General features: G+C 63.0%; 14 protein-coding genes. 8 read left to right on the top strand and 6 right to left on the bottom strand.

Annotation, left to right across the window (positions count from 1 at the left end):
• Nucleotides 1–68: 68 nt before the first annotated feature.
• From SINAC_RS36145 to SINAC_RS36120, 6 genes are all read right to left on the bottom strand, one after another.
• On the bottom strand, nt 69–512 hold the full coding sequence (locus SINAC_RS36145; RefSeq protein ID WP_015250490.1) for a hypothetical protein: 444 nt from the start codon (nt 510–512) through the stop codon (nt 69–71).
• 39 nt (nt 513–551) lie between these two features.
• Nucleotides 552–1,505: a hypothetical protein gene (locus tag SINAC_RS36140; RefSeq protein ID WP_020465485.1), complete on the bottom strand. Its 954-nt coding sequence runs from the start codon at nt 1,503–1,505 to the stop codon at nt 552–554.
• Between the two features lie 656 nt (nt 1,506–2,161).
• Nucleotides 2,162–3,436, bottom strand: coding sequence for a histidinol dehydrogenase (gene hisD, locus SINAC_RS36135; protein ID WP_015250488.1), 1,275 nt, complete (start codon nt 3,434–3,436; stop codon nt 2,162–2,164).
• Between the two features lie 40 nt (nt 3,437–3,476).
• On the bottom strand, nt 3,477–4,121 hold the full coding sequence (locus SINAC_RS36130; protein ID WP_237722726.1) for an RraA family protein: 645 nt from the start codon (nt 4,119–4,121) through the stop codon (nt 3,477–3,479).
• 117 nt (nt 4,122–4,238) lie between these two features.
• Nucleotides 4,239–4,733 (bottom strand): carboxypeptidase-like regulatory domain-containing protein, encoded by a 495-nt coding sequence (locus SINAC_RS36125; RefSeq protein ID WP_015250486.1) that lies wholly within the window; start codon nt 4,731–4,733, stop codon nt 4,239–4,241.
• Between the two features lie 672 nt (nt 4,734–5,405).
• Nucleotides 5,406–6,467: a DUF1559 domain-containing protein gene (locus SINAC_RS36120; protein ID WP_015250485.1), complete on the bottom strand. Its 1,062-nt coding sequence runs from the start codon at nt 6,465–6,467 to the stop codon at nt 5,406–5,408.
• A 476-nt stretch (nt 6,468–6,943) separates the two neighbouring features.
• On the opposite strand from SINAC_RS36120, the gene SINAC_RS36115 reads away from it, so the two are divergent.
• From SINAC_RS36115 to SINAC_RS36080, 8 genes are all read left to right on the top strand, one after another.
• A complete protein-coding gene (locus tag SINAC_RS36115; RefSeq protein ID WP_015250484.1) occupies nt 6,944–8,275 on the top strand; it encodes an ROK family protein in 1,332 nt (443 codons plus the stop codon).
• A complete protein-coding gene (locus SINAC_RS36110) occupies nt 8,272–9,390 on the top strand; it encodes a mandelate racemase/muconate lactonizing enzyme family protein (RefSeq protein WP_015250483.1) in 1,119 nt (372 codons plus the stop codon). Before SINAC_RS36115 ends, SINAC_RS36110 begins: the two co-directional genes overlap by 4 nt.
• Nucleotides 9,365–10,093 carry an amidohydrolase family protein gene (locus tag SINAC_RS36105; RefSeq protein ID WP_015250482.1) on the top strand — a complete coding sequence of 243 codons (729 nt, stop codon included), beginning with the start codon at nt 9,365–9,367 and terminating at the stop codon, nt 10,091–10,093. The genes SINAC_RS36110 and SINAC_RS36105 overlap by 26 nt, the downstream gene beginning before the upstream one ends.
• A 17-nt stretch (nt 10,094–10,110) precedes the next feature.
• A complete protein-coding gene (locus SINAC_RS36100) occupies nt 10,111–10,899 on the top strand; it encodes an amidohydrolase family protein (protein WP_015250481.1) in 789 nt (262 codons plus the stop codon).
• Nucleotides 10,900–11,327: 428 nt separating this feature from the next.
• Nucleotides 11,328–12,203, top strand: a complete 876-nt coding sequence (locus SINAC_RS36095; RefSeq protein ID WP_015250480.1) for an amidohydrolase family protein — start codon at nt 11,328–11,330, stop codon at nt 12,201–12,203.
• On the top strand, nt 12,200–14,101 hold the full coding sequence (locus SINAC_RS36090; RefSeq protein WP_015250479.1) for a sodium:solute symporter family transporter: 1,902 nt from the start codon (nt 12,200–12,202) through the stop codon (nt 14,099–14,101). The genes SINAC_RS36095 and SINAC_RS36090 overlap by 4 nt, the downstream gene beginning before the upstream one ends.
• The gene (locus SINAC_RS36085) at nt 14,098–15,114 is read left to right on the top strand and encodes a Gfo/Idh/MocA family protein (RefSeq protein WP_015250478.1); all 1,017 of its coding nucleotides are present in this window, start codon (nt 14,098–14,100) and stop codon (nt 15,112–15,114) included. Before SINAC_RS36090 ends, SINAC_RS36085 begins: the two co-directional genes overlap by 4 nt.
• A 275-nt stretch (nt 15,115–15,389) precedes the next feature.
• On the top strand, nt 15,390–17,123 hold the full coding sequence (locus tag SINAC_RS36080; protein ID WP_015250477.1) for a DUF4091 domain-containing protein: 1,734 nt from the start codon (nt 15,390–15,392) through the stop codon (nt 17,121–17,123).
• Nucleotides 17,124–18,195 lie beyond the last annotated feature (1,072 nt).

The following is an 18,195-nucleotide window of genomic DNA, read 5'->3' as shown; positions in this document are numbered from 1 at the left end:
CCTCTAATCCGTTCGCCGCTCGCTCCGCCAGCCAAGATTTACACAGACAGACGATGTCTCACTTTGTCTCAACGTAGAGCGTTCGCTTCAAGAGCCGCCTCTCTTCGGGTCATTCCCCCTTCAAGGATTTGCGCGAGACCGATGGTCGTCAATTGTTTGACGGCGGGGGGGGGATCCGGTTTCCAGCGGAAGGCGAGATCGCGGAGCCAGGTCTCAACCAAAGCCACGAGGTAGCCTTGATAGATGCGTTTCGTCCCGAACTCACGGTCGTAGTGACGGAGCGTTTCCACGGTGTTCAATCGGCAAACCATCTTCGGTTCGCCGTCGGGCTCGTATTCGGCAATCTGGATTTGTTCGGGGTCGACGTACATGCCGAAGCGAATCGATGGGCAAGCCTCTTTTGACTCTTTGAGGATCTGGGAGACGAGTTCCTCGCGCAACGAGAGACCTTTGACGACGACAGGAAGGACGTCGCGTTCACTGGTATCTTCAGCGACGATGTCGGCGATCATTGGGCGGGGCTCCTTCACCTTTTTCTCTCGGGCGGACACTCACGCCGTTTTTGCGGACCGCGTCCGATTCAGCACGAAGCGGATCGGCCAGGTCAAGGGACGGAATAGCCAGCGGATCGGCAGACCGAGGATCACCATCACGGCCAGGACGACGACCAGGCCGGCGACCGCCATACCGAACTGGCGGAGCAGGGGGGCGTCGAGGCCATAGGTGGCGAGTGCCTGGCCGAGTGACGACTCGAGGCCTCGGGCCGCTCCACCTCCCACGGCGCTGGCGAGCTGGACGCCCGCCTTGGCGAACTCGCGGACGGCGAACTCGGTGGCGCGGCCGGTGTAGTCGACGAACTTATCAGGGTCGGCGAGGAAGGCACCCAGGATTCCTGCCGCGAGGAGCTTTTTCTTGTGGGGCAGGACCGTGTCGGTGAAGAAGGTCCATCCGCCCCGGCCGGTTTTCCGAAGGACGCCCAGGCTCTCCGGCCCCTCCTTGACGAGCACTTCGGCGACGTCGTCCCCATAGACGCGGACAGCGGAGAGGCCCTCGGTGCCGAGGCGGCGGATCATCGTTTCGGCCTGGTCGGGGTAACGGCGGGCGAGCCGTTGGGCGGTCTCACCCATCTCGACCACCAGTCGCTTCTCGGCCGGGGCGAGTGCGGAGAAGGTGCGGGCGGCCTCGGGGTCGTGCGGCAGGAGCCGGGTGAACTTGGTGCGGAGTAAGGCTTCGGAGGGTTGGTCAACCCGCCGGCCGACCCGGGCGAGGTCGTCGTACCGCCGGGCCACGATCTCGAGTCCCTCGTCGGCCTCGTGGGCGAACAGACGCCCCACGCTCCGGGTCGCGGTCGCTTCGGTCCCCGCGGCGACCCGACCACCGGCCTTCGCTTCGAGCACGACCTCCTGGACGACCTCGTCGAGCCAGGAAAGTTTGCCCGCATGCGCGGATGAGAGGGGGGCTAATGCCGCCACGAGCGAAATTACAACGAATGCCAGCGAGGGCATCGTTGGTCTGTGACGTTTGCGGGAGAGAGACATCGTGAAAGTCCTCTATCTTCGGCCGTGCAGGGAGGCGCCCCGCCGCGGTTCACCAGTATCATTCGTATTTCGGAGCGAACTTATTCGACGAGACCGGGGAATCGGATCGGCTGTTGCGATCGATCGAGTCTGCCGTGGCCAGTTGCGTGGGGGAGGCTCTTGGGAGAGGTGTCGAAGCGCAAGTGGCTGGAAAAACTAAGTTTAGGGGGGTCCTTCCCCTCTCTTACCCGCGTTGGACCGCCCTTCAACAATCGCCGGTCTCGATCTTCGAGTCCCGGCGACTCTGATCTCATCCCCGTCTTTCTCAAATGGTGGGGATTGACCCACTCGACGAAGATCCTCGCCGCGCAAAACAGTTCAGCGCTCTATTATACCGCATGAGTGTCTGACCGGCCACTTGAGCTGTGTTGCGCGGCTTCGTTTGGGGGGAGCTGGTGTTAGTGTCTGTCTCAGAAGGTCAGGCTTCACCGGGAAAAGAAGGACGCTGGGGTGCCACGGGTTCCGTACTCGGACCCCGTGCGCCCCGGCCAAGGAATTCCCGCACGGGGTCCGAGTACGGAACCCGTGGCACCCGAAAGATTATCGAAAAACACCGATAGGATTCGCCTTCTTAGGACAGACTCTTACTCGACAGTGGAGTAGCGATCGACACGGACCCTCGCCGTGATGGCGTGGGCGAGCATTCGCTCGATCTCGCACTGGCGCTCGGTCACGGCCCCCACCTCGCGGCTTGCCTCGGGGGTCATCCGCTGATACGTGCAGGTTTTGAGGAACTTGCCGACCCAGACCCCGCCGGTGTAGCGCGCGGCCCGGCTTGTGGGCAGGATGTGGTTGGTGCCGATCGACTTGTCGCCGTAGGCGACGGTCGTCTCTTCGCCGATGAACAAGGAGCCGTAGTTGGAGAGATTCGCGAGCGCGTACGTGGGATCTTCCAGGTGAAGCTCGAGGTGTTCGGGGGCGTAGTCGTCGCTCAGGGCGACCGCTTCGGCCGGGCTGTCGGCCACGGTGACGATCCCGTTGTCACGCCAGGAGAGGGCGGCGATCTCGCGGGTCGGCAGGACGGCGAGCTGCTTCTCAACCTCGGCGATGGTCTTCTGGGCGAAGTCTTCGCTCATGCAGATCAAGTAGATGCCGCTGTTGGGGTCGTGCTCGGCTTGACCCAGGAGGTCGCAGGCGACCAGGGCCGGGTCGGCCGCGTCATCGGCGATGATCGCGATCTCGGTCGGGCCGGCGAGCAGGTCGATCCCGCAACGGCCGAATAATTGCCGCTTCGCCTCGGCGACGAATCGGTTCCCTGCGCCGACGAGCATGTCCACCGGTTCGACCCCGCCGAGGCCGAACGCCATCATCGCCAGGGCGGGAACACCTCCAAGAATGAAGATCCGATCCGCCCCCGCCTTTTTCATGGCGTTGATCGTTGCGGGATAGTATCCCTCCCCTTTGACCGGGGGCGTGCACGCGACCACCGTTTTGACCCCCGCGACCTTCGCCGGGATGATGCTCATCTGGGCGGAGCCGAACATCGGGTAGCGCCCCCCCGGGATGTAGCTCCCCACCGAGTTGACCGGGATGTGCCGGTGTCCCAGGATCACGCCCGGCCGGATCTCGACCTCGAGCGGGAGCAGCGTCGCGAGCTGCGCCTGGGCGAACTTGCGGACGTTCCCTTGGCAATAGTCGGTGTCTTCAATCAATGGCTTGGGCAATTTCGCGAGGATCGACTCGACTTCGCGATCGTCTAGCTCGAACTGATCCGGGTTCCAGTCGTCGAATCGCTGACTGTACTTACGGACCGAGTCCATACCGCCGCGCTCGAGGTCGATCAGCATCTCGGAGACGACTTTCGCGGTCTCCTGATCGTTCTCGAAGAGTCGGTGCCCGCCGTTCTTGATCACCTTCATCGGCAAACTCACTCCCCGCGTCGCGTCTTTGATTTGAAGGTCAGAGGACCCCGAACTCGTCGAAGACCTCACGCAGGCTGCGCCCGTTGAGCAGCTCGCGACGCGACTCATTCTCCTTGCCGATCTTGTCGGCCGCCAGCCTGATCACCTCGTCTTCGATCGGGCGCGGGATGACGACGACGCCGTCGAAGTCGGCGAAGACGAGCTCCCCAGGATTGATGAGCACGTCGCCGCACCGTACGGGGACGTCGTAGGCCATCACCCGGCCGCGCCCTTTGCTGTCGACGGGCCGGATCCCGGCATGGAAGACAGGGAACTTCATGGCGATGATCTGCCGGCAGTCGCGGATCAGGCTGTCGCAGATGCAACCGGCGACCCCTTGGCGCTTGGCCAGGGTGCTCATCAACTCGCCCCAGGGGGCGTTCGTGCCACCGGGGTCGGTCGAATGGACGACGACGTCCCCCGGCTTGAGCGAATCCATCGCGTCGATCTCGAGACCATACGGGTCGTCCTCGACCACGTAGTCGGTCTCCATCCAGCGAAAAGTCCGGGCGCGGCCGACGATGACGGCGTTGTCGGGATCGAGCGGCCGGAGCCGCTGGTGCATCGCCTGGCGCCGATACCCGAGGTCATCGAGAATGTCGCAGACGGCCGCGACGTGGAGGGTATTCCGAATCCAATCCATGCGTTTTGCGTCATTGGTCTCAGGCTGCATGCGTCCTCCGCTGTTACCTTTCAACAGTTTCTCAGCCGTCTCGGCTCGTCAATGATTCCAGCAACGGCGGTTGGGGGGTGGCCAGGCTTACTTTTTCTTGCCGGTCGCTTTGATGTCGAAGTCGAAGACCTCACCCTTGCTGGACACCTCTCGGTCGAACGAGCTGCTGACATTAAATGATGCGGTCGCTCGGCCGCCATTTTTTGCTTTTTGGCTAATCAGGGCCTCTTGCTTTGCCATTGCGGCCAGCACCGGATCGTCTTTGTACTCCTCGGGGATTTTCAGGGCGGCCGGATCGACCGTCTTTGCCACGAAGACCTGATAGGTTCCGGGAGCAACCCCCGACCGGCCACGGTACATCAATTTGTAATTGCCTTCTTGTCCCGTGACGTCGACGCCCGGAGTGTTCGGTTTGTTCGCTTCGCTGGGAGTGAAAAGCACCTTCGCTCCCTCAAGCGGCTTGCCGTCCAGGGTCACATGGCCGCTGACCTGGACAAGCCTGTAGGAGTCGGTCTCGTCTCCCGTGCCGCATCCGGCCAGGAGTGCGGTTGCCAGGGCGATGGTTGAAGCGGGGCGGGCCATCGTCAGAGTTCTCCTCAAATCGATGTGGCTTTGGCGTGAACCAGACGACCGAGGATTCGGCGGATCCGGAGTGCTCCGCCGAATCAGAATTTCAAGCTACAGCGGTTTGCCGTTGGATGGCACTTGGGCTTGGGTCGCGGGCATCTCGCCTTCGACCTGTCGGGAATCAGGCCAATGTAAGGCCGTTCCGGATCGACCGATTTCTGGAAGCCCTGAAGGGGCGACCGTCAATAGCCAGGGGCGCAAGCCCCTGGATGTAATTTAAACAAGAATATCATCATTATTCTTGGAGCCCCGAAGGGGCGGCCGTCAATAGCCAGGGGCGCAAGCCCCTGGATGTAATTTAAACAAGAACATCATTATTATTCTTGGAGCCCCGAAGGGGCGGCCGTCAATAGCCAGGGGCGCAAGCCCCTGGATGTAATTTAAACAAGAACATCATTATTGTTCCTCCACTCTCCCCGCCCCGGCTGGCGGGCCAATGGCCCGCCAGCCGGGGCGGGGAGAGTGGAGCATGGCCTCGAGAAATTCCCCAGGGCTTGCACCCTGGGCTAGAAACGGTCGCCCCTCCGGGGCTAGAAAATGTCGTCATGCTGCTGATGCGTGTGTGGGCCACTCCACGACAAGGCGGAACAGACGTAACTCGTCGGTAAACCGCTGTATTCCGGAAAGTTAATAAGAATCAGCGCTGAGGATTTCACCGCCGTGAATCGTGTTGAGCGCCCACCACGTATTGCCGCTAATGCTGTTCTTGATGAAATGGACGCTGCCGTCGGCGAAAACCAGGTTGAGGCCGCCGGGATGCTTGCTGCCCATGATATTGGCATACGGGAGTTTGTTATTGCCGCATGGGCCGCCGCACTGAGTGCTATTGGGGAACGCGTTGGGCAAGGTCGTCGTGTAGTCGCGCCACTCCGGCCCCAGGCCGAGACTGGCGGCGATCGACGTGATGAGCGGGGGCGGCGGATAGACGTTCCCGTTGGTGGACGTGTGCACTCCCGACCCCCAGTAAGGGCCCCAGACCGAGGCCAGATGGATTTGGGGAGACTCCCCGACCATGGCCGTATTGCTCAGGCCGTCGCTGATCTCGCTCAACTTCGTCGACATGTCCGTGATAAATGCACCTCGGGTCGACTGGACGTAGTCGGGCAGTGACCCTCCCCAGGCGTAAGGGCCGTAATACTCCATCCAGAGCGTGGAGCAGAAGAAGTAGTTGCTCCGCCGCGCCTGGGTGCGGGCGTAAGGCCCGTTGCCCGCTTCGTTCTGGATGTCGGGAGGTTGGTCGGAGGGGCAAGCATAGACGGAGACAAGCGCGGAGACGACGGTCGAGTTAACAATCGGGTTGCCAATCACGTTGTTGTTGGGGCCGTTGACCGAACTGCTCGACGCTTGGCTGAAGTTGTAGGCGCTGGAGAGGGTGGTCTGCTCCAGGAAGCTCAGGATCATGGTGAACCCCGTGGTGTTCAGGACCCCATTGATCCCGCCGTTGTTGCCGATGCCCGACCCCGAGAAGATCTTGGGAGGCGGAAAGCCGCCGTTGGTGCTCTCGTAATTCATGAGCGCCAGGCCGATCTGCTTCAAATTGTTGACGCATTGGCTGCGTCGGGCCGCCTCGCGCGCCTGCTGCACCGCCGGCAGCAAGAGAGCAATCAGCACGGCAATGATCGCGATCACGACCAGTAACTCAATGAGCGTGAATCCGCGCCTCGAACCACTGCGAGCGTGGGTCTTCATGATATGTCCCCGACGACAGAGAAAGGAAAATCGCCATGAATCAACGACCTGACTCTGAGAATTTCGTCATCGCGAACCGGTGAACTGGTTCGCGATCCGGCGCCGCGGGAGAGGTGGCTGGGAGATGGAACGCCACATGCGGTACGCCGAGCTGGAACGCTTGATCGAGAGTATATTTCAGTTTTGGAATTAATGTCAACGGCTCTGAAACAAATCTTCACGGTTTTCAATCGCGAGGATCGGCCTCATTTGGGAATAGTTTCAACGCAATGAATGGACAATTTGCGAGGAGCCCCTTGCTCGACGGCGGCAGGGTGGATATATTCCAATCTTGGAAGTAAATGGCCCGAGTCTCCCCGTGGCGTTTTTTGTGGAAGAGTTTCGTGTCAAACGTGAACGCAGTAAAATGCAGAGTTGATGATGCGTTTGCGGTGGTTTGAGCGGAAACGACATTTTAGGGGGAGGAGTGGACCTCGATGGGGCGAGCGAAGGATTTAGATGTGGAGCCATCGAAGGAGCCGGGGCTCGCCTGGTTTCCCAATGGGAATCAGATCACGAAGCCGGCGTACAATCGGTTGCTCGTCTGTGCCTCACTGTTTCACGAAGGGGCGGAGTCGCGCGTGGGGCTGCACCGGCGGACGGGCTTGCCGCTGTCGCGGTTGTCGGATATCTGCGGCGACCTGCTCCGGGACGGCTTGATCCGGGAGAGCGTGGTGACGCCTGCGGGGGGGACGGGGCAGGGGCGTCCGCAGACGCTTCTGGAGATCGACCTCCGAGGGTTAGGGGTGGCTTGCGTGCGTTACGACCGCAACCATGTGGTCTCGGCCGTGGCTGATCTCGCGGGCACCGTGCGCTGGCAGCGGCGGTGGGACGGCCCGTTCAGTGACGACGCCGATCGGCTCTTGCGGCGGATTACCGATGCGTTGGGGCGTGCCGTGGCGGCCGCTCCCAAGGCGGGCGTCCGGATCGTGGCCGCCGGCGCGGCCGATCCGGGCACGGTCAACATCGCGTCGGGGCGTGCCGTCCGCGCGGTGAACGTCCCGGGATGGCAGAACATTCCGGTCGTCGAGCGGCTGAGCGGGGCGACCGGCCTGCCTGTCGTCATCGAACGCGGCGACGGCTGGCAGGCTTTGGGGGAAGTTGCCTTTGGCGCGGGGCGAGGCTCGGCGCATGCGGTCTTCGTCACCCTCCTCGACGGGATCGGCGGCGGTATCGTTGAGAACGGCCAACTGCTGACGGGACGCGACGGTTCCGCCGGTGAAATCGGTCACACTCGCGTCTCCGAGGCAGGGCCGCCTTGTGGCTGTGGCGGTGTCGGCTGCCTGGAAGCTCACCTGGCCCCCGCGCGGCTGGCGGCCCTTTGGCGCGGTGGCACTTCCGACTCCGACCGACCGCCCCTTTCCTTCGGCGAGGCGCCGGATGACGAATTCGCCCGGATGCTCCGGGCCGCCCGCGAAGGAGATGGCCGCGCTCGCGAGATCCTGGCCGACGCCGGACTCGCCCTGGCCCGTGGCCTGGGCAACGTCGTGAGCCTGCTCAATCCCGAGCGGATCATCCTTGGCGGCCGGTTCGTCGAGGCCGGCGACCTCCTGCTGGAGCCTTTGAAGCAGGCCCTACCGCGCTACACCTTGCGTGAATTGCTTCAGGGTATTGAGGTCCGCTTGGCCGAGGTGGGAGAATCGTCGACCTTCCTCGGGATCGCCGCCTATGTCCGGGAGCGACTCTTCGCGTATCCGTCGGTCGGGGCCCGGTTCGAGGGGAACGGGACGAAAACGCCGTCTCTCATGGAATCGGAAACCAAATCATGAGCTTGCTTGTTCGTCGGATCACCGCCAAGGTTGTTGATCATCCCGTGCGCTCGCAAGGGGCGATCATCTCCTTTCTCGGACGGCACGAAGCCTCGCACTACGTCACCCTGACCGTCACCGGAGAGGACGGCCAGCACGGCTACGCCGAAGCGGCGACCGCCCCGATCTGGAGCGGCGAGGCAGCCGAGACTGCGGTCTGGATGCTCGAAAACTACATCGCCCCTCAACTCGTCGGCGCCCGGTTCGACCATCCGTCCGAGGCGGTCGCGATCCTCGATCGCAGCCTGCACGGCAACTCGTTCATCAAGTCGGCCGTGGATATCGCCCTCTGGGATCTCTGGGCACGCTCCCAGGGGGTCTCGGTCGCGAGCCTGGTCGCCGACCGTGAGCCGGTCAAGCGGATCCCGACCCGGGTCAGCATCGGCTGTTACCCGCCGGAAGAAACAGTGCAGCTCGCCGTCGAGTTCTGGGAGGCGGGGGTCCGCACCCTCAAGTTCAAGACGGGTAAGCCTGGCATCGACGACGTGGCCCGGCTGCGGGCGGTCCGGGATCGGCTCGGTTCCGAGCCTGTTTTCACCATCGACTATAACGGGGCGCACGCGACCGCTGACGAGGCGGTCTGCTCGATCGAGTCGCTGGCGCCGTTCAAGCTCTCGCTCGCCGAGCAGCCCACGCCACGGGACCGGATCGGCCTGTTGGCCGAGGTCCGCAAGCGCGTCTCGGTGCCGATTCTCGCCGATGAGGCGGTCTTCACCCCCGACCACCTCAAGGAAGCGCTCGACCGCGACGCTTTCGACGTCCTCTCGATCTATCCGGGCAAGAACGGTGGATTTACCCACTCGCTCGCGATGGCGAAGCAGGTTCAGGCGGCGGGAAAGGCTTGCGCGATCGGTTCGAATCTCGAGACCGACCTGGGCCAGGCGGCGATGGCCTGCCTCGCCTCCAGCCTGACCGTCTTCCCGGTCGAGCAGTACGCCTGCGACCTGATGGCCGCCTTGTTCTACGACGCGTCGTCGGTCACTCCGCCCATTGCGTTTCGCGACGGGCGCGTGGACGTTCCGACAGGACATGGATTCGGAGTGGTGCCGTATGGCCGAACTGTTCCCGGTGATTGATGCCCATGCGATGCTGGGCCGCGAAACCTACCTCGCCCTGGAACCGGGCGAGTTGCTCCGGCGGATGGATGCCGCCGGGGTTGCCACGGCCGTCGCCCGCCCCATGGGGGCGGGCCTGGTCGTCGACCATCAGGCCGGCAATGACCTGGTCTTGAAGGCGGGCCCGAGGATTCGAGGCCTGGCGACGGCCAATCCCTGGTGGGGCATAAAGGCGCTCGACGAACTGGCCAGGGCCCGCGACCTGGGTGCGGTCGGGCTCTTCCTCGACCCGGCCCGCCAAGGCTTTTTTCCCACCGAGGACGTGGCCCTTCCCCTCTTCGAACGGGCGGCGAACTATCGCTGGCCCGTGATGGTCCGCACCGGACTCTATACGTTTGCCGATATCCTCGCGCTGGTCGAGGTCGCCCGGAAGTTCCCCGAAACGGCATTCATCGCCGGCTTCGGCGGTTATGCCGACATGTGGTTCGAGCTTCCGGAATCGTTCAGGACGATTGCAAACTTGTATCTCGACGCCTCGATGATGTGGGGCGACGCGATCCGTGAGATCGTCAAAACGTATAGCGCTTCGCGGGTCCTGTTCGGTGGCGCCGAGCCTCGGAACCGGTACGCCGTGAACTTGCGGACCTTGGAGCGGCTCGAGCTCGACGAACCCGCGATGCGGGCGATCCTGCACGATAACGCGGTTCGGATCTTTGGTCTTTAGGCGAGGGGACGGCCTCCATGCGGATCATCGATTTTCACGCCCACCTCGACGGCTATTGGCTCGACAAGCCCCTCCCGACGGCGGCCGACCTGGTCGCGACCCTCGACCGTTGCGACGTCGAGGCCGCCTGCGTCTACACGGTCATGGGTTTTTATGGCGACTGCCCACGGCACAACGAGGCGCTGGCGGAGCGTTGCCTGAGCCAGCCGGGCCGGCTCATCCCGTTCGTGACGGTCGACCCGAAACTCGGGCCGGCCGCAGTGGACGAGCTCGAACGCTGTTTGGCCGACCCGCTGTTCCGGGGGGTCAAGTTTCACCCCTGGCTCCAGGCGTTCGCCTGCAGCATGGTGAAGGAGACGATGGTCGCCATCCTCCGTTCCGCTGCGAGCCACAACGTTCCGGTCCTCTTCCACGACGGCACCCCTCCCTATTCGACAACGTATCAGATCGCCGACGTGGCCCGCTGGGTCCCCGAGGCGGTGGTCGTCCTCGGCCACGCCGGTTCGGCCGACTACACCGACCCGGCCGCCCAGCTCATCCGGGATATCCCGAACCTCTACGGCTGCTTCTGCGGGTCGCGCCCGGGGGATTTGGTCCATCTCGTTGAGACGGCCGGAGCCGACAAGATCCTCTTCGGCTCCGACTTTGGTGCGGGGGGAGGCTGGGAACTGCTCCCCGAACGCATCGACAACGTGACCGAGGCCGGCCTGAACCCCGACGACCTTGCGAAGGTACTTCACGCCAATTCCGATCGCCTCTTGAAGCTCCGGGAACGACCTCTCGAGAGGATGTCGGTGGCTCAGTAAATTTGCGCATGCGTTATTTCGTCGGGTGGGCGAGGCCGACTCATGGACCTGGTTTTTCTTTGCATTGAATCATGTGCAAGCCCTGGGTGCCACGGGTTGTACCCAACCCGTGAGCCAAAAACCGGGGCTATCGTTCACGGGTTGAGTCCAACCCGTGGCATCCAACAGCGATTGTATCACCGCGGTCGCCCATCAGATCAATCAAAGAAAACCAAGACCAACGGCTTAGAGTCTGTCCCAGAAGGCGAATCGCATCGGAGTTTTGATAACCTTCCGGGTGCCATGCGGTTCCGTACTCGGAACCCATGCGGGAATGCCTTGGCCTGTTGCGCACGGGGTCCGAGTACGGAACCCGTGGCACCCAAACGTCCCTTTTCCCCGGTGAAGCCTGACCTGTCGAGACAGGCACTTAGAAGGGGGTGCTCCTCATGATCGTCGACGTGCATTCGCATTGCTGGCCGAAGCCGGACTGTTTTTCGCCGTCGTTTCAGGCCGATGCGCGGCGGATGCGGGCGTCGGAGGTGGACCTCGTCACGCGTTACGCGGACTATCGCGCCTCGACCGGGGGAGAGGAGGTTGTCTCGCTCGTCTTCGGTGGGAAGGCTCGGCTGACCGGCGTCTGGATCGACGACGCCGACGTCGCGGCCTGTGTCGCGGGAGACCCGGAGCGGCTGATCGGCTTCATGTCGCTGGACCCGACTCAGCCGGGCTGGGAAGACGAGATGCGGGAAGGACGCGAGCGCTGGGGGATGCGCGGGATCAAGCTCTTGCCGATGTACGCCGGATTCTTTCCACAGGATGAACGCCTCGATCCACTCTGGCAGTATGCGGCGAAGCATAGTCTGCCCGTCCTCTTGCATACGGGGACGACCTTCGTCTCGAACGCACCGATCGAGTGCACCCTCCCTCGACATCTCGATGTGGTGGCGTCTCGGTTCCCCGACGTGACGATGATCTTGGCGCATCTCGGTCACCCCTATGAAGGGGAGACGATCGCGGTGATTCGCAAGCACCCGAACCTCTATGCCGATGTGAGTGCCTTGTTCTACCGCCCCTGGCAGTTCTTCCACAGCCTGATGCTCGTTGACGAATACCGGGTCTGGAACAAGCTCCTCTTCGGCACCGACTTCCCCGTCACGACGGTGGCCGAGACCGTGGCCGGCCTGCGCGGGCTCTGCGACATCCGAATCGATCGGTTCTCGCTCCCTCGGGAGCAGGTTGAGGCCTTGATTTATCGCGATGCGTTGACCTTGCTCGGACTGCCCGATCCAAGGCGCTCCCCAGTGGCGGAGGTGACTCGATGACGATTTCCGGGGTCTTGTTTGCCTCGACGGTCGCGCTCCGCCTCGGGGTGGTGGAATGGGGGGTGATCGCCCTCTATGGTGCCATGATGGTCGGGCTCGGCCTCTACTTCTCGAGGGCGGCGACGAAATCAGCCGACGGTTTCTTGATCGGCGAACGGAGCCTGCCCTGGTGGGTGATCGGGTTCGCGAACGTGGCCACCTACTCCGACTCGGGGGGCGGCTGGGTCTGGCTCTTCTATGTTGGCGGGTTCATGTACTTGAACCAGATCGCCTGGATTGCCTGGCCGATCTGGATGCCGCTGGTCGGGATCTTCTGGGCGAAGATGTGGCGGCGGAGCGGCCTGGTGACGACCGGCGAGCTGATCGAGCTGCGCTACTCCGGGCGGGGGGCGTCGGCCTTTCGCGGCTTCTATGGCGTCTACGCCTGCATCGGCTGGGCGACCGTCTTCCTCGGCTATGGCACGGCGATGCTCGCCCAGATCCTGGCACCGATGATCGGGTGGTCTCCCTTGGCGGTGGTCCTGGTCTTCGGGGCGGTGACCTTGACTTATACCCTGATGGGGGGCCTGCTCGGGGCGGCCTACATCGACGTGCCCCAGTTCGCCATCTTCTTCTTCGCGGCGGTCATCGTCTGGTACTTCGGAGTGCAGGAGTTCGGCAGCTACTCCGCGATGCTGGACAAGGCGATGGTCCAGCGGGATGCGAGCTTCTGGCAGATTTTTTCGCCGTCGTCGGGGACGAACACGTATGTGGACCCGGCGACCCTGGGGGCCCTGGTGTTGATCGGTTTCTTCCTCGCGGGCAGTCCGTGTGCGGGGGAGGGGTGGACCGCCCAGCGCTGCCTCGCGGCCAAGGACGAGCGGCATGCGGTTTTCGGGCAAATGTTCAACTGTGTTCTCAGCCTGGTTGTGCGTATGGTCCCCTTGCTGCCGCTCGGCATCCTGGCGATCGCAATCTATCCCCCCGCAGAGCGCACGCATGGTTTGATGAGTATGCCTGACGGGACGACCGCGCCGTCGATCGGGGTCTGGTCGCAGCTTGTCGTTCGCTACGCCGACAAGCTTCCTGGTTTTGGTGGGCTGCTGATCGCCGCCGTCCTGGCCGGTTACATGTCCACGGTCGGTACGCTCCTTCAGTGGGGTTCGTCCTTCGTGGTCAACGACCTTTATCGACGGCACATGCGACCGGATGCTCCGGAGCATGAGCATATTCGCGTTGCTCGGATCGTGATGGTCGCGATGATGGTTTTCTCCACGGTGTTGGCCTTGGGGATCAAGGACATTGGCCCCTGGGTCTTTTTCATCAACGCGGCAATGATTGCGCCTGCCTTGCCACTCTCGTGGCTCCGCTGGTTCTGGTGGCGGCTCAACGTCTGGGGCGAGGTGTTTGGAATCCTGGTCTCGGTTCCGCTCTCGGCCTTGGTCTGGTTCGGCCTGGACTGGAAGAGTCGACCCGCCTGGCAGCCGACGCTTTTGCTTTTGGGCATCGGCATGGCGGGAAGTGTCTTGATCTCGCTCCTGACCCCTGCGGAGTCGCGCGAGACGTTGCGCCGGTTCTACCTCAAGGTCAGGCCCCCCGGGGCCTGGGGGCCAATCCGGCGCGAGCTTGAGGCCGAAGGACTGATCGACCCCGCTCGGCAGCGGCGGGAGCTGGTCTGGGACCTGCGTGCGGCTGCCTGTGGCATCCTTTTCTGCTTCACGATCACCTGGACTCTGTTCACGGCCATCATGCTCCGCTGGACGGAGGCGGCTCTCTACTCGCTGGTGGGTCTGGCAAGCGGCTGGGCCTATTACGCCTGCTGGATCCGCAGTCACCGTGAGTCGAGCGAACTGGCCGACGACAAGGGGTTCGTGGCGGTTCCCGTTGGAGCGGTCACGGAAGCGGGTGTGAACCCGTGAACGTGTACCGAGTCGCCTTGATCGGCTGTGGCGCCATCGCCGAGAGCGGCCACTTCCCGACGCTCTTGCGCCATCCGCGTCTCAAAGTCGCCGCCGTCTGCGACTCGAGACTCACCCGCGCGGCGCTCCTGGCCGCCCAGGCGGAGGACATTTCGACCTATGCCGACTGGCGTGAGCTTCTCGACCGTGAGGAGGTTGACGCGGCCGTCCTGACGCTCCCCCCCGAGGCGAGCCCGGACGTCGTCATCGGCTGTCTTCAACGCGGGCTCCACGTCCTCGACGAGAAGCCGCTGGCCGCGACCGTCGAGGACGGCCGGCGGGTGGCTCGCGCCGTGGTAGAGTCGGCCCGCGTCTTTCAGGTCGGGTTCGTCCTGCGCTACGGCGACTTGGTGCGGCACGTCGCGCGGCTGGCGACCGCCATCGGCGTGCCGTCGCGGACCTGCGTCTCGATCCACGACGAGCGTCTCGATCGGTCCAACGTCGAGCATTTCACACGGATCCAAGGATTTTTACGCAATAGCTCGGCGATGACCCACGAGGGATCGCACGTGATCGATTACGCGGCGCTCTGGAACCCTTCCCCCTGGACCAAGGTTCGCGCAAGGGCCGAGTGTACCGCCCCCGACCTCGCCGGTCCCAATCACTGGCAGGCCACGGTCAGCCTTGCCGACGGATCGTCTCTCGAGGTCGAGATCGGCTGGTTGTTGACCGACTCTTCCTCCTCGACCGTCACGATCGAAGGGCCGAACGGCCGCCTGGCGCTGGACCTTCTGAATGGCGAGGGGCATTGCCGGATCGAGGGGGAAGAGAAGCGGCTTGCGCTGCCGTCGATGGCCCCGGAGTGGGACCGGCAGTACGACGCCTTCGTGGCGGCGATCGACCGAGGTATCGCGACCGAGGCCACGATCGAGGATGGGCTTCGCGCCTTGGAAGTTACCGCAGCCTGCGAGGTCTCGCGCCGCGCGAATGCCGAGGTTGCTCGGAGTGATTCAATGTCCGGCAAGCGGATTTGAAAGGCTGAGTGCCTGTCTCGGAAGGTCAGGCTTCACCGGGGAAAAGGGACGTTTGGGTGCCACGGGTTCCGTACTCGGACCCCGTGCTCCACAGGCCAAGGCATTCCCGCATGGGTTCCGAGTACGGAACCGCATGGCACCCGGAAGGTTATCAAAACTCCGATGCGATTCGCCTTCTGGGACAGACTCTTAGATGTGCTTCTTGGAGGGTGGGCGCGGCCCACCGAAGTCACAGACCGGTGGGCGGTACCCGCCCTACGAATGAGGAAAAGATCATGCGAAAATGGGTTCCCCAGATGTTTCTCGCCGCGACCATGCTCGTCGGGGCGGGGGTGGCCGGACGTGCCGAGGAGGCGTCAACGGCCAAGTCGGTCGGGAATGAGGGGGCGAAGGTCTCATTCTGGCTGGAGACTTCGCTCAAGCGGATTTTCACCAACACCGCGCCGGGGGCGGGCGACCTTCAACTGATTGCCGCGCGGAACGGCAAGATCGCCTTCCAGGTCGGTTTCCGAAATGAGCGCACGCAGCCCGTGCACATCGAGTGCAAGCTCGAAGGGGCCGACGACCTGAAGCCGCAGGTTCGATTCGTCGGCCTGGTGCCGATGCCCCACTTCACGCCGGGCACCCCCCGATCGGACCTTGAAGGACTCGGGAGTCTCCCGGGCCTGGTCCCCGACCCGCTCTGGCCGCTGTCGAATGTCGAGATCGGCCCGATGGAGAGCCGTTCTTTCTGGGTGACCCTGAACGTTCCGGCCGACGTCACGCCGGGGCCGCGTGAGGTTAAGGTGCAGCTTAGCCTTGCGGAGGACAAGGCGAAGGTGGAACTGCCGGTGGCGCTGGAAATCAGCTCGCTCGTCATCAAGCCACGCCGCGATTTCCCCGTGATCCACTGGTGGCGGGGCGAGGCGACCTGGGACTACTACAAGACCGGGATGTTCGAGGACGAGCGATGGTGGAAGCTCACCCGCGACCAGCTCAAGAATATGCTCGACCACGGCTCCGACGTGGTCTACGTCCCCGTCTTCTTCAATCGCCGCGAGACGTTCAAACATCCGTGCCAGTTGCTGATCGTGAAGGAGCCCAAGCCGGGGGTCTACGAATTCGACTGGACGCTGGTGAAGCGGTTCAGCGACATGGTCAAGGAAATCGGGTTCACGCAATTCGAGTGGTCGCACCTCTGGATCTACTGGGGCGTCGAGAACCCGATGCGGATCTACAAGAAGGAGGGGGACCAGTACGTCATGCTCTGGGAGCCGACCATCAGCGGGTTCTCAGACACGTATGTCAACTTCCTCAAGCAGTTCCTGCCCGAGTTCAAGAAGTTTCTCACCGAAGAAAAAATGCTCGAAACGTCCTATTTTCACCTTTCGGACGAACCCGGTCCTGGCCAGCACGTGCAGAACTATCGGCGGGCGCGACAGATTCTCCGGGAGATCGCCCCGTGGATGAAGGTGATGGATGCGCTCAGTGACATCGAATACGGCAAGGAAGGGCTGACCGACATTCCGATCCCGCTCGTGTCCGCGGCGCAGGCCTACATCGATGCCAAGATTCCCCACTGGGTCTATTATTGCTGTGGTCCCACGGGGCCGTGGTTGAACCGGTTCATGGACACTCCCTTATCGAAGATCAGGATGTCGGGCTGGCTGTTCTACCGGCATGAAGCCAAGGGTTTTCTGCATTGGGGCTTCAACTACTGGGACAAGATGGAGAGAGAAGAGGCGGGCGACCCGTTCCACGACGGTTCAAACGCAAGCTATCCGGGCATCCCGTTCGGCGACCCGTTCGTGATCTATCCGGGGCCTGACGGCCCGATCGACTCGATCCGCTGGGAGGTTTTTGCCGAGTCGCTCCAGGACTACGCGATCCTTCAGACGGCCGGCATTGCGCCGAGTGATTCGATGCTCGCCGAGTTGAAGTCCTATGCCGACTTCCCCAAGGATCCGGAGTGGCTGGGCAAGACGTTGAGGAAGGTCCTGAAGTCGCCCGAGGGCGTTGCGGGTCGTTGATCGGCCACCGGGGCTATGCAAGGTCATCGCAAACGACCGTCCCTTTGGATTGTATTCCCTGGGACCGCGGACGCCCCAGGGCGATTGCACCATAAGTCAGGATCCGGTGAGCACTTTCTCCATATAGCGTGTATTGCATGCGGCAGGGTGGCACGGGTTGTACTCAACCCGTGAGGCAAAAACCGAGGCTTCTCCTCACGGGTTGAGTACAACCCGTGCCACCCCACCTCGCGCTTCGCTTGCAGGATCTCGGCAAAGGTCTGCTCCTCGGCCGCACGCTTGGGACTCGAGGGCGTTCGCGCGATGGCCCCACCGCTCACGCCAGGCGGCCAGGAGGGGACGCCAGGGGAGCGGAGCGATCCCCCGGTCCTCCTCGGGCTTTACAGCGGGTGAGGCGGGCGTCCCGCCGACCATTGTTGCCCAGGCGGGCAAACGGGCCATTGTTCGTTTTGTTGGGGCCAAGATGAAAATGCTTACTCATGCTCCAGCCTTTTCTTTCTTGGAACGCGATAGAACGCGTTATTATCTAATGCAGTCGCTACTTTGAAAGAGTTTTCACGCCCGCCCGCGTGTAACGCGTGCAATGGCAAATAACGCGTTCTATCGCGTTCCACGCGTTCCAAGAGGTTAAAAGGGTCCCCCAGCGAGTCGCAGGCCCCGGAAGACGCGGATTTTCCGGGAGTCCAGTCCCTCACCTTCCTTGACCTGGACGGTCTTCAGCAACGGGACAGCGGTTTCGAGTGCGTTCTTACTCATGGCTTGATGACCCCTAATCACTCGGCATCGACCCTGCAAGAGCGAGTGTCAGACGCTTCCTATCGGCAGGGTGGCACGGGTTGTACTCAACCCGTGAGGCAAAAACCGAGGCTTCTCCTCACGGGTTGAGTACAACCCGTGCCACCCTGCCTCGCGCTTCGCTTGCAGGATCTCGGCAAAGGTCTGCTCCTCGGCCGCACGCTTGGGACTCGAGGGCGTTCGCGCGATGGCCCCACCGCTCGCGCCAGGCGGCCAGGAGGGGCCGCCAGGGAAGTGGTGGTGAGGGCACTTCGCGGGGCGCAACAAGCTCAGGGGC

The organism is Singulisphaera acidiphila DSM 18658 (assembly GCF_000242455.2).
GTDB classification, from domain to species: Bacteria; Planctomycetota; Planctomycetia; order Isosphaerales; family Isosphaeraceae; genus Singulisphaera; species Singulisphaera acidiphila.
The sequence above is the reverse complement of the archived record's forward strand: the minus strand, read 5'-3'. Positions and strand labels throughout refer to the sequence as shown.